Here is a 12,343-nt window from a genome sequence, read left to right on the forward strand (position 1 = left end):
TTGTACGCTAATTCAGCAAATTAACCGGCAGGACGGCGATCCGTTGCACTGCAGGTCGCCGCCAATGCGCCAGCGCACAGAAGATTGATTAAATATTGCGCACTATTTTGGTGCGTGACGCGTCGAAAAAGTGCAGAGAAAGGGATTTAAAAAGCCGTGATGCCTGTTTGTGGTGCGTAGGCGTGGGAAAAGTAAGAGGCCGCCAAAGCGGCCCCAGGCATTACGCCGTTTGTGTTTCTTCGCGGTTAGCGGCGGCCAGTTCTTCCCCCACCAATTGCAGCTGATACATCTGGTAGTAACGTCCCTGCTGCGCCAGCAGTTGCTGATGATTGCCCTGCTCGACGGCCTGGCCACGGTGCAGCACCAGAATAGTATCCGCATCCACAATGGTCGACAGACGATGAGCGATCACCACCAGCGTGGTATGTTCGCGAATCAAACGCAGTGCGCGCTGAATCGCCTGTTCCGTTCCCGAATCAATGTTGGCTGTCGCCTCATCCAGGATCAAGATTTGCGGTGCCTGCACCAACACCCTGGCCATCGCCAGCAGCTGTTTCTGGCCCACAGAAAGATTGTTACCTTGCTCACCCAGGCGCGTATGAATACCCTGCGGGAAGCCGCGCACCAGCTCAGCCAGTTGAACCCTTTCCAGCGCTTGCCAGACGGCTTCCTCACTGATATTGCGCCCCAGGGTAACGTTAGCCAGCACTGACTCGGCAATCACTACCGGATCCTGCTGCACCATCGCCACGCCCTGACGCAACGTACGGTGTGACAGACTGGCCAGCGGACGCCCATCGAGACGCACCTCTCCCTGGTTAACGGGGTAGTAGCCCATTAACAGATTGGCCAACGTACTCTTACCGCTGCCGGTATGGCCGACCAGCGCCACAAAACCACGCGACGGCACCGACAGCGAAATATGCTGCAGCACCTTTTTGTCATCACGGTAGGCAAAGCTCAGATCGTCTATATCTATGCGCCCGCTTTCCAGCGGGCGTTCATCCGTGCCGTAACTCTGCTGCTGACGATCCATCAATTCGAAAATACGCTCGCCGGCGACAACTGCCTGCTGCAAGATAGATTGCTGCGCCGTCAGCTCTATCAGCGGCTCATTCAGACGCCCCAGATAGTTGATAAAGGCATACAACACCCCAACGCCGATCGCTCCCTCACCACTGAAGCCGAACAGCATCAACAGGCCGCACAGCACGAGCGCCGAAAACAGGCTGAGCAGTGGACGCAAAAGAAAACCATCCAACCGCAAGGTTTGCATGCGGGCGGTATAATGAGAACGACTGGCGGCGCTCATGCGTTCGCCAAAGCGAAGCTGCTGACGGAACTGCTGAATGACCCCCATACCGTTGATCACTTCGTTAAAGCCATCGTTAATGTCTGCCAGATAACTACGTACTCGCCGCACAATCGGTATGCTGTAATATTGATAAATCCCCATCACCACAAACACCGCAGGAAAGATGCAGATCGCCACCAGTGCCATACGCCAGTCGAGGCTAAACATCGCCACCAGCATGGCGCCAATCAGCGCAGCACTTTTCAATACGGTGGACACGACCATCACGTACAGATCTTTGATCACTTCCGTGTCGTTGGTTACCCGCGAGATTAACTGCCCGACCGGCTGCGTATCAAAGGCACTCAGCGGCTGGCGTAACGCGGCATCCATCACGTCCGTACGCAGGCGTTGAACCACCCCGACTGCCGCCTGGTTGAACAGCAACGCCTGAAAATAGTGTAGCGCTGCTGCGAGCAGTTCCAACAGAATATAGGCGGCTGCCAGCCCACAGACGATCATCAACGGCAGCTGGCCCTTGGCAACATAGTTATCGATAAAGTAGCTGACCAGAATGGGTCCGGCGACTTCCGCCGCTGCTGCGACCCACAGCATTAACACCGCCAACCCCAGCGGTTTCCGGTACGGCGATCCATAAGCCAGCAACCGTTTCAGCGTCGGCCACAGCTTTTGCACCTTATTCATTGGGTAACATCTCCTCACCGCTTTCAGGAGCCTCATCGAGTGCCGCTTCCAGTTGCTGATAACGATACATATCGCGATACCAACCGGGTTGAGCCGCCAGCGACGCATGCTGGCCACGTTGCGCCACGCTACCGTGCTGTATCACCAGAATTTCACTGGCTTCGGTCAACGCCGAGAGCCGGTGTGCGCTGATAATCACCGTCCGGTTTTGTCCCCAGCTACGCAGGTTATGCAGAATTTGATGTTCAGTACGGCCATCCACTGCCGACAGCGCATCATCAAGGATCAGGATTTCCGCATCCAGCAACAGGGCTCGGGCAATAGAAATACGCTGTTTCTGCCCGCCGGACAGCATCACGCCACGCTCGCCCACTTCGGTTTCATACCCCTGCGGCAGACGCAAAATATCCTCATGTACGCTGGCCAGCCGAGCTGCTCGCTCAATTTGTTCCTGCGTCGCACCCGGATTCCCCAGTGCAATGTTATTTGCCACGCTGTCAGAAAACAAGAACGGCGTCTGGCTAACCACAGACAAGCGTGAACGCCAATCGTCGAGCTTCACCTGCGTCAACGGCAACCCCTGATAGCTGATTTGGCCATCATCAATATCAAACTGACGCTGGATCAACGACAGCAACGTCGATTTACCGGCACCGGTCGGCCCACACAGCCCAAGCATTTGTCCTGGCTCCAGTTTCAATACCACATTGTGCAGTGCCGAATGCGTATTGCCCGGGTAGTGGAAAGCCCGGATATCGACAGCCAGACTGCCTCGCCCTGCTGGCAACCTATGCTCGCCATCGGTTACCGCGGGTGCTTCGTCCAGCAGACTGCGAATACGGCTATAGGCCGCGCTGCCGCGCTCGACAATGTTAAACATCCAGGCCAGCGCCAACATGGGCCAAATCATCAGGCCAAGATACATGACGAAACTGGTCAGTTGCCCCAGCGTCATAGAACCGTTTACCACCATCCAACTGCCGCCGCCGATCGCCAACAGATTGGCGGTACCGATGGCGATATAAATCGTCGGGTCAAAACGGGCATCCACCCGCGCCACATGCATATTTTTGGCGCCAGTTTGGGCTGCCACTTCAGCAAACTGATTGGACTGATGATCTTCCAGGCCAAACGCCTTGATCATCCGAATACTGGTCATGCTTTCCTGCGCCTGATCGTTCAGGCTGGAGAACGCGGCCTGCGCTGATTTAAAGCGTTGGTGCAACTGATCGCCATAATACTTGATAACGATCGCCATGATCGGCATGGGAATGAGCGATATCAGGGTGAGCTGCCAGCTAATTTGGGTGCTCATTACCACCAATACAGCCAACCCCATCACCAGCGAATCCACCAGTGTTAATACACCTTCACCGGCAGCGAACACCACCCGATCGACGTCGTTGGTGGCACGCGCCATCAGATCGCCCGTACGGTGACGCAGATAGAAGGCCGGGTTCTGACGGCTAAGTTGACGATAAAAGTTTTCACGCAGTTCAACGGCGAGCTGATAGGACGCGCCAAACAGCAATACCCGCCACACATAGCGCAACAGGTAAACAACCACCGCGGTGCCGAGCATTAGCCCCAGCCATGCCATCAGCACCCCACCGGACATCTGTTTTTCGGTGATGCCATCCACAATGATCCCCACCAGCTTGGGCGGCAACAATTGCAGTATGGCAATGATGATCAGCAGCACCACCGCCCCTAAGTAGCGGCGCCACTCGCGGCGGAAATACCAGCCGATTTGAGCAAATAGTCTCACGCAGTTTTATTCCAAGATGTAGATGTAATCGTTTTTTCTCTCGATCTGCCTCAGCAGAGTAGGATACCACCGTTACTTCGCCGATTTGGTGAACTTTTCACTCAGGAACCGGCAGTGCAGTGGTGTATTTGATCTTTTCCATCGCGAAGCTGGAAGTCACGTCGATCAGCCCCGGCACACCGTTCACCAGGCGCTTGTAAAAGCTGTCGTAGCTCTTCATATCCGCCACTTCTACCTGCATCAGGTAATCGTATTCTCCCGCCATGCGGTAAAACGCCAGCACCTCCGGCATCTGCTTGGTCAGTTGCACAAACTGTTGATACCACTCGCTGCTGTGCTGCTGCGTTTTGATCAGTACAAATGCCGTCAGACCCAAACCGAGCTTTTCGTTATCGAGTAGCGCAACCCGTCCACGGATATAGCCCTCCTCTTCCAACCGCTTGAGCCTTTTCCAGCAGGGTGTCGACGTCAGATTGACCGCATCCGCCAGTGCCTGTAACGGCTGCGTGCAATCCTGCTGCAGCATGCAAAGTAATTTACGGTCTGTTTTATCTAACATATCGACAACCAGGAGAATAATTTTCTCCCATTAGGCGATTAAACAGGAAAAATGGCAATCCTTTTTTCTCAGCGGCGGGCTATATTATGCGGTAAATAAGCTCCCCTATTCTGAGGCCAGATGATGACAAATTCTTGGGTAAAATATGCTATCGGTGAAATAGAAGCGGATTTTCAACGCTCCGCCGACACGCACCTGATCCGCCTGAACCTGCCTGAATTTCCTGGTATCTGCCTGTACCTGAAAGACGAAAGTACGCACCCGACCGGCAGCCTGAAGCACCGCCTGGCGCGCTCGCTGTTCCTGTACGGCCTGTGCAACGGCTGGATCACCGAAAACACCACCATAATCGAGGCATCATCCGGCAGTACAGCGGTGTCAGAAGCCTACTTCGCCAGATTAATTGGCTTGCCTTTTATTGCTGTGATGCCTTCCTGTACCGCGCGCCGCAAAGTTGAGCAGATTGCCTTCTATGGTGGCCGATGTCACTTCGTCGATCATGCAGCGCAGATTTACGCCGTCTCCGAGCAACTGGCGAAAGAACTTAACGGCCACTACATGGATCAGTTCACTTACGCAGAACGTGCTACCGACTGGCGTGGCAACAACAACATCGCCGACAGTATTTTCCGCCAAATGGCTCGCGAACCTTTCCCGGTCCCTAAACACATCGTCATGAGCGCCGGCACCGGCGGTACCTCCGCAACGCTGGGCCGCTACATCCGCTATCAGGGGCACGACACAAGCCTGATGGTAGTCGATCCGGAAAACTCGGTGTTCTATGATTGTTTCCACCAGCGTGACCGTACCCTGATTGGCAGTTGCGGCAGCCGAATTGAAGGCATTGGCCGCCCTCGCGCCGAGCCATCATTTATCCCTTCCGTGGTCGATAGCATGTTGCGCGTGCCTGATGCCGCCAGTGTTGCGACTATCCATTGGCTGGAGACGGTCTTGGGACGCAAAGTGGGCGCATCCACCGGCACTAACGTCTGGGGCGCATTACAGCTGGCAAAACAGATGCGGGAAAACGGCGAGCAGGGTTCCATCGTCACCTTACTGTGCGACAGTGGCGAACGTTATTTGGATACCTACTACAACGAAGAATGGGTCAGCAACAATATCGGCGATCTGACCCCCTATCTGGCGCAGTTGGCAGATTTGTAATCAGCAATAATCCCCAATGGCTTTCGAGTTGCAGCCAACAACGCTGCGGCTTGAAAGATGCCGGGTATAAAAAAAGCCGGGTAAGTCTTACCCGGCGGCCGCCAATAAAACCTCATAATTCGGGGGAATAGGTGAGGCAAGGTGAACGCAGCCAATGTTGCAAATAGTGAGCCACTGCCTGCTGTTCGCAGTGGCCGATAACCTGTAGCTGTGGCAATAACGACTTCAACTGTGGCAACGCGTTGCCCATCACCACCCCGTGCCCTACTGCCGCCAGCATCTCCTTGTCGTTCATCGCATCACCAAACGCCATGCAGTCCGCCATTTTCAGCCCCAGATGACGGCTTAAGGTGTCCAGTGCTGAGCCCTTATTGCAGCCCAACGGCAAAACCTCCAGGCATTCATACGCGGAGAAGCAAAGATCAACGCGGGCAGCAAAATGTTGCCGCAGTTGTACCTGAAGCTTCAGCAGTTCTTCATGCGGCCCAACAAAGCAGACCTTGCTGTTGCCAAACGCCGGCAAGCGCCGCACTTCGGTAAGTTGGTAATGGAAACCACTCAAGTGGTGCGCCCGGAGCATCTCCTCCGGCACCGCGAACTCCGTCATCCAGCCTTCGTCACGAAATACGTGCATACTGGCTTCGGTGCACCAATGGGTATGCAAGACCTCTTCAGCAATATCGGCAGGCAAATCGGTGGCGTGCAGCTGCTGCCCCTGATTATCATAGACCCGTGTACCGTTGCCCGTAATCAGATACCCTTGCAGACCCAGCTGCGCCATGATCGGCTGTGCATCCAGGTAGTGACGCCCAGTCGCGAAAGTGACGAACATCTCTCGCTCAACAAGCTGCTTTAGCACCGCCAGAGTTTCCGACCCAACCCGGTGATCCGGTGTCAACAAAGTGCCATCCATATCAAAAGCCGCCAGGCGATACATAAAGACCTCGTGAATGTGAACGCGATTACAGTCCCTGCAGTATGAGATGGTATTTGCGGAAGTAATAGTGAACAATTCTGGAAAACTGTTCCGGATTTCCCCTTATGCGCCTGACCCACCGCCTCAGCCAATATCAACGCCTGTACCAGCAACTTGGCGGTACGCCAGTCGCCATCACCATCAGCGAACTGGCGGCCATGTTCTATTGCAGTGAGCGCCATGCCCGCACGCTGGTGCAACAGTTGCAGGATCAAGGCTGGCTAAGTTGGCAGTCGCAGCCTGGGCGGGGAAAACGTGCACGGCTGCATTGCCTGAAAACACCTGATGAACTCCGCGCCGCCCACCTGCAAAGGCTATTACAGGACGGCGATCATCAGGGTGCATTGGAAATGGCGCAGCTGGACCCACAACATTTGCAGGAATTACTCAATCCACACCTCGGCGGCCACTGGCAGGCAGGTAGCCCAACGTTGCGTATCCCCTACTACCGTACGCTGGAGTCTCTGGATCCGCTGACGCTCACTGGCCGTGCCGAACAGCATTTGGTTGCCACTCTGCATGCCGGCCTGACGCGCTTTATTACCGGTAATACCGAACCGCAATCAGATCTGGCTCATCACTGGCAAACCAGCCATGACGGTTTACGTTGGCAGTTCTTTCTGCGCAGCCAATTGCGCTGGCACAACGGCGAACCCTTGACCGGGCAACAACTGTTACAAACACTGGAAAAACTGCTGAAGCATCCGCGTAGCCAACCCAGTCTGGCCAACGTCGCCACGCTCAGTCTGCCGCATGCGCTGTGTCTGCAGTTTGATTTACACTCCCCAGATTACTGGTTGGCGCACCGACTGGCAGAGCTGCCTTGCCTGCTCACCCACCCCGATACGCCGAGCATGGGCGCAGGCCCATTTAAGCTAACGCTCAACGAGCCTCATTTGGTGAGGTTGGAACAACACCCGTTTTACCATTTGCAGCATCCTTATCTGGAAAGCATTGAGTATTGGATCACACCGGAACTGCAAAACGGCGATGCATATACCAGTTGCCAACACCCCGTACGTATTACCATTGGCCAGCAGGAGGACTTGGCGCTGGCGCGGCCGGTACAGCGCAGTATGAGCCTGGGTTGGTGCTATCTGGCGGTGAATTTAAAACATGGCGAGCTCAGTGAGGCGCAAGGGAAAAAGCTGCTGATGTTGATCCAAAAATCCGGCTTACTGGCCAATCTGCCGGTTCCAAACAGTGTCATCACCCCCAGCCACGAAATGCTTCCCGGTTGGGCGATCCCACAACATCACGTTGAGGAGGGTATTACCCTGCCGGCCAAACTGAAGCTGCTGTACCGGCCCCCTGTGGAGCTGGAAACGGTCACCGTTGCGTTACAACAGCTGTTGGCACGACACGGTTGCGAACTGGAGGTGTGTTACTACGCGGGCAAACGCTGGCAAAGCGCCGAGCAAATCGAGCAGGCCGACATGCTGCTTGCGGACAACTTAATTGGGGAGTCGCCGGAGGCAACGTTAGAAAGCTGGCTACGGCAAGATACGCTGTGGCGCGGTATCCTGCCCGACTCTCGCTGGCAACATCAGCAACAGACGCTGCAACAGATCCAACAACGACCAGCACAACAACAACGTCATGAGCAGTTAAAAGATTACTATCGGCAACTGATGACAGCGGCGATCATCACTCCCCTGTTCCACTACCAATATCAGATCAGCGCGCCACCGCGTATCCATGGCGTCACATTGACCGCCCACGGTTGGTTCGACTTCTGCCAAGCCTGGTTACCACCACCGGTGGAGGATACAGAGCCGCCCTCAGCAGACTGAGCATGGGTGCGGCCCTGCGGTATCCAGCTATTTCTGCTACCATTGCTGCCGCAACGCATTTTTATCCTGCCGCCCGATTGTGTGTCGGGAAAGGCCAAATCCAATAAGGTGATTTTATGAAGCGCGCGGTTGTCGTTTTTAGCGGTGGACAAGATTCCACGACCTGCTTGATCCAGGCATTACAACAGTATGACGAAGTTCACTGCGTTACCTTCGATTACGGCCAGCGCCATCGCGCTGAGATTGAGGTGGCTCAGGCGTTGTCGGTAGCTCTGGGAGCCAAAGCGCACAAACTGCTGGATGTCGGCCTTCTCAACGAATTGGCGATCAGTAGCCTGACCCGTGACAATATCCCGGTACCCGCCTACAACCCAGATGAAAAGAATGCGCTACCGAGTACCTTTGTGCCGGGCCGCAACATTTTGTTCCTGACGCTAGCGGCTATCTATGCTTATCAGGTTGAAGCCGAAGCCGTGATCACTGGCGTGTGTGAAACCGATTTTTCCGGCTACCCGGACTGCCGCGACGAATTTGTCAAAGCATTGAATCACGCGATAGTGCTGGGTATCGCGCGTGATATCCGTTTTGAAACACCGCTGATGTGGTTGAACAAGGCAGAAACCTGGGCGCTGGCGGATTACTACCATCAATTGGCGTTGGTGCAGCAAGAAACGCTGACCTGCTACAACGGCATTAAAGGCAACGGCTGTGGCGAATGTGCCGCCTGCCATCTGCGCGCTAACGGCCTGCAGCAGTACCAAATCAACAAAGCCGAAGTCATGGCAAGTCTGAAACAGAAGACCGGCCTGGTCTGAAGGAAGATAACCTGAATAGGTGAGTTGCATCGAGGCGGCTAGCAAGCCGTCGCTACTATGGAAGCAACTTGCCGCATGATGGGTAGAACGGCGGCAGCATTGCCGCCCGTTATTTTACTGATCCTCTTCCGGCTGCGTGAATACCTGCAAGTGTTCGCGCAGTTGCCCTTCAATAGGCAGCGCCCGCTGAGTTTTTAGATCCACACAAACAAAGGTCAGCATTGCGTCTGCAACCGGCGAGCCTGTAGCATCTTGTATCACCTTCTGGCTCAGCACACCGCTTTTGCTGTTTAGCTGCACCATCTGGCTGTCGATACGCAGTTTGTCTCCTAACAACGCCGGCGTGCGGTAGTTTATATTGATGTTCACCACGATAAAGGCAATGTTGTTTTGCGTCATCCAACGGAAGCCTTCCTGATTCTCCAGCCAATCCCAGCGCGCCTCTTCCAAAAACTCCAGATAGCGGGCGTTATTAACATGCTGATAAAAATCAAGATGATAACCACGGACTTTGATAAAGGTATGGTGCATAGTGTACGGCCGCTCCTGCCTGGTGATTACAGTAAAGAAGGAGCCGCTGGCGGCTCCTTTACGCGTTTGGTCAACTCGCCAAACTGGTAAGACCTGTAAAATGTAGCAGAGGAAAAAGAGCTGTATGGGCACTTTGCCACTCAGCTGTGAGTAACATCACATTTTGAGCCGTGCACGATTCATTTCAAATAAGGCAGGCCCAATGCCCGGCACTTCCTGGAGCTGTTCAATCTGTGTAAAGGGGCCATGCTGTTCACGATAGCGCACTATGCTCTCCGCTTTCTTCAGCCCCACGCCCTTCAGCACGCTCGCCAGTTGTTCGGCATCCCCCTGATTAATACTGACCGACGCCTCTTTATTGGCAGTCACACCGGGCTCGGTGCTTTGCCCTACTTTAACCGGCTGTGTTGATAACACCGGTTGCCCGGTAGCCGCTTTCTCTTCCGCCGCCAGTGTCGGCCCTGCAAGGCAGATCAGCGCTGCCATCAACAACGCTTTAATGCTCAAGCCACGGCCATTAGCCGCTTTTATTTCTGTAAGTTGCATGCTGTATCCTCCTTGTGTTTAACAGCAAGCTCACCTTGCCGCAACGGACGATCTTCAGCAATTCACGGATTCCAGATGTGGAAAAGGCCGCGAAAGCGGCCTTTGAGGATTACATTGCGTTGCAGAAAATTGCGGTACTTTACTGAGGTTGCTGCTGCTCAGAGGCACCCATGGTGATTTTGGCTTCTTTACGCAAGCTGGCCAGCAGAGAGTCAAAGGACACGCCGGTCGCACCTTCTTCCATTTTGCTGACGAAGGTTTTCATTTCTTCCGCTGGCAAGGTGCCAGGATTCACAGCATCGAGTGCAATAAGCACCACGTTGCCCTGATTATCCTGCGACATGCCGTAAACGGGTTTACCTTCCTGCGGATGCGCCAGCGCGAATACACTCTGCACCAGTTGGCTATCTTCCGGCGCACGTGCCATCTTCTGCACGCTACCAAAGCTCAGACCCGCCGCTTTCATTGCTTCGTCGCCTTTGCCTTGTTTCAGCTCCACCAGCAGTTTCTCGCCCTGCAGTTTCGCTTCCTGTTCCGCTTTGTTGCGTTTAACCAATTCAGCTACGCGATCTTTCACCTGGTCGAAGGGTTCAATGCCTTCTGGTTTATGGCCAGAAACACGGATCACGAAGGCGCGGTCACCATCAACGGTGATCACATCAGAGTTGCTGCCCGGAGCACCCGCTTCGCCAATCAGTGAACCGTCAAAAATCGACTGAATCACAGGTTTGAAGTTCAGTGCTGCCGGGATGTTATCGCGAGTAAACCAGTCAGTGTGTGCCGCTTTCACGCCCGCGGCCTCTTCTGCTGATGCCAGGGACTCGTTATCGCTGGTGGCAGCTTCGCTGACCTTCTGCTGCAGCGCGTAATACGCATCTACGGCTTTTTCCTGCTTAACCTGCTTGGCGATAGCGTCATGCACTTCGCTCAAAGGTTTCACTTTCTCAGGTTCGATGTCGTTCAGACGCACGACCAGATAACCTACGGAAGACTTCACCGCGCCAGACAGCTGGCCTTTTTCGGTCAGGTTAGCTTGTTTCAATTCGTCTGCTGTGGTTTCCGGTTCCAACCAACCCAACTCACCACCGGTACGGCGTGAAATGATGTCGGTGGATTTTTCTTTCGCCAGAGTGGCGAAATCGCCGCCTTTTTTCAGTTCATCCAGCACTGCATTGGCTTCCGCCTCAGTTTTCAGCTGGATAACGCTGTAGTTCTTGCGTTCAGGTTGGCCGTAGCTGCTTTTGTGCTGGTCGTAATAGGCGCTGATATCCGCGTCGGTTACCGTCACCTTGTCCTGCATAGAGGCCGCATCCATCGGGATATAGCTTACTTTGACCTGCTCCGGCGCAATGAAGCTGTTCTTGTTCTGGTTGTAGAACTCTTTCAGCTCGTCGTCAGTCACGGTTTGCTTGGCCTGCAACGCTTTCAGATCCAGCGTAGCCAGGCGCACATCGCGTTCTTGCAATACCAGTGCTGTCATGCCTTGCGCTTCAGCGGGCAAAATGAAGCCGGAGCTACCAAAGGCTTGGATCACTTGCTGATTAACCAATTGCTGGCGCATTGATTGCGCAAAGTTATCGGCGGTGTAACCCATACGGCTAATCAGATCGAGATATTTAGCGTTATCGAACTGGCCGTTAGTTTGGAAATAAGGCGCCTTGCGGATGGCGTCCTTCACCTGATCGTCGCTGACGCTCAGGCCTAATTTCTTGGCGTATTGATCCAACAGCATGTTGTCGATCAACTGTGACAACGCCTGATGGCGCATCTGCTGCATGTAGCCTTCATTGCCCGCCAGCGCGGAGAACTGGTCACCCAGCTGTTGCTGCATACGGCTGCGTTCGCTTTGGAAAGCCTGTTCCAGCTGAGCGCGCTCGATCACCTGACCATTTACTTTCGCTGCATAATCGCCGGAACCGCCGATCAGGTAGTTACCCACCCCGGTCAAAATAAATGACAAGATGATCAGGGCCAGGATGATTTTGAGCACGACGTTATTAGCAGCCGCGCGTAAATTGTCCATCATAGTGTGACAACACTCCGCTGTGATGTGGATTAAAAACACCCTTGCGCAGGCGCGTTCCCTGCGACAAAAATAAAAAAAGCGCATCAATCTGATGCGCCTTATATCTTACCTTACCAGCACCGTTGCGTCAGGTGATTGTTTATTACAAAACCCTGTAACGCTAAAC

The 12,343-nt window shown here is 54.3% G+C and carries 10 protein-coding genes; 3 read left to right on the forward strand and 7 right to left on the reverse strand.

The features are described 5' to 3' along the window. Positions 1-220 precede the first annotated feature (220 nt). The 3 genes from AC2FCQ_RS09245 to AC2FCQ_RS09255 form a co-directional block, all read right to left on the reverse strand. Complete coding sequence (locus AC2FCQ_RS09245; protein ID WP_209636516.1) at positions 221-1,999, reverse strand: SmdB family multidrug efflux ABC transporter permease/ATP-binding protein; 1,779 nt, start codon at positions 1,997-1,999, stop codon at positions 221-223. Then, positions 1,992-3,767 (reverse strand): SmdA family multidrug ABC transporter permease/ATP-binding protein, encoded by a 1,776-nt coding sequence (locus AC2FCQ_RS09250; protein WP_209636518.1) that lies wholly within the window; start codon positions 3,765-3,767, stop codon positions 1,992-1,994. Before AC2FCQ_RS09250 ends, AC2FCQ_RS09245 begins: the two co-directional genes overlap by 8 nt. A gap of 97 nt (positions 3,768-3,864) precedes the next feature. Then, entirely contained in the window at positions 3,865-4,326 is a 462-nt protein-coding gene (locus AC2FCQ_RS09255) for an Lrp/AsnC family transcriptional regulator (RefSeq protein WP_061806800.1), read from the reverse strand. Between the two features lie 123 nt (positions 4,327-4,449). On the opposite strand from AC2FCQ_RS09255, the gene AC2FCQ_RS09260 reads away from it, so the two are divergent. After that, positions 4,450-5,490, forward strand: coding sequence for a PLP-dependent cysteine synthase family protein (locus AC2FCQ_RS09260; RefSeq protein WP_209636920.1), 1,041 nt, complete (start codon positions 4,450-4,452; stop codon positions 5,488-5,490). Between the two features lie 112 nt (positions 5,491-5,602). Here AC2FCQ_RS09260 and cof read toward each other — a convergent pair whose 3' ends face one another. Then, positions 5,603-6,427: an HMP-PP phosphatase gene (gene cof / locus AC2FCQ_RS09265; protein ID WP_490308084.1), complete on the reverse strand. Its 825-nt coding sequence runs from the start codon at positions 6,425-6,427 to the stop codon at positions 5,603-5,605. A 104-nt stretch (positions 6,428-6,531) separates the two neighbouring features. Here cof and AC2FCQ_RS09270 point away from each other — a divergent pair, with 104 nt between their 5' ends. Next, the gene (locus tag AC2FCQ_RS09270; RefSeq protein WP_490308085.1) at positions 6,532-8,259 is read left to right on the forward strand and encodes an SgrR family transcriptional regulator; all 1,728 of its coding nucleotides are present in this window, start codon (positions 6,532-6,534) and stop codon (positions 8,257-8,259) included. Between the two features lie 116 nt (positions 8,260-8,375). Then, a complete protein-coding gene (gene queC / locus AC2FCQ_RS09275; RefSeq protein WP_265554573.1) occupies positions 8,376-9,074 on the forward strand; it encodes a 7-cyano-7-deazaguanine synthase QueC in 699 nt (232 codons plus the stop codon). A 114-nt stretch (positions 9,075-9,188) separates the two neighbouring features. On the opposite strand, the gene AC2FCQ_RS09280 is transcribed toward queC, so the two are convergent. The 3 genes from AC2FCQ_RS09280 to ppiD form a co-directional block, all read right to left on the reverse strand. After that, a complete protein-coding gene (locus tag AC2FCQ_RS09280; RefSeq protein WP_265554575.1) occupies positions 9,189-9,605 on the reverse strand; it encodes an acyl-CoA thioesterase in 417 nt (138 codons plus the stop codon). 156 nt (positions 9,606-9,761) lie between these two features. Beyond that, positions 9,762-10,151, reverse strand: a complete 390-nt coding sequence (locus AC2FCQ_RS09285) for a ComEA family DNA-binding protein (RefSeq protein ID WP_209636529.1) — start codon at positions 10,149-10,151, stop codon at positions 9,762-9,764. A 139-nt stretch (positions 10,152-10,290) separates the two neighbouring features. Next, positions 10,291-12,177, reverse strand: a complete 1,887-nt coding sequence (ppiD, locus tag AC2FCQ_RS09290; RefSeq protein ID WP_490308086.1) for a peptidylprolyl isomerase — start codon at positions 12,175-12,177, stop codon at positions 10,291-10,293. Between the last annotated feature and the right edge of the window lie 166 nt (positions 12,178-12,343).

The organism is Serratia sp. CoH_134_PS_4 (genome assembly GCF_058190535.1).

Excerpts from the sequence above, each read along its gene's own strand:
- cof (WP_490308084.1), bottom strand. The coding sequence starts at position 6,427 with ATGTATCGCCTGGCGGCTTTTGATATGGATGGCACTTTGTTGACACCG.
- AC2FCQ_RS09270 (WP_490308085.1), top strand. The coding sequence starts at position 6,532 with ATGCGCCTGACCCACCGCCTCAGCCAATATCAACGCCTGTACCAGCAA.
- AC2FCQ_RS09285 (WP_209636529.1), bottom strand. The coding sequence starts at position 10,151 with ATGCAACTTACAGAAATAAAAGCGGCTAATGGCCGTGGCTTGAGCATT.
- AC2FCQ_RS09245 (WP_209636516.1), bottom strand. The coding sequence starts at position 1,999 with ATGAATAAGGTGCAAAAGCTGTGGCCGACGCTGAAACGGTTGCTGGCT.
- ppiD (WP_490308086.1), bottom strand. The coding sequence starts at position 12,177 with ATGATGGACAATTTACGCGCGGCTGCTAATAACGTCGTGCTCAAAATC.
- queC (WP_265554573.1), top strand. The coding sequence starts at position 8,376 with ATGAAGCGCGCGGTTGTCGTTTTTAGCGGTGGACAAGATTCCACGACC.
- AC2FCQ_RS09255 (WP_061806800.1), bottom strand. The coding sequence starts at position 4,326 with ATGTTAGATAAAACAGACCGTAAATTACTTTGCATGCTGCAGCAGGAT.
- AC2FCQ_RS09260 (WP_209636920.1), top strand. The coding sequence starts at position 4,450 with ATGACAAATTCTTGGGTAAAATATGCTATCGGTGAAATAGAAGCGGAT.
- AC2FCQ_RS09280 (WP_265554575.1), bottom strand. The coding sequence starts at position 9,605 with ATGCACCATACCTTTATCAAAGTCCGTGGTTATCATCTTGATTTTTAT.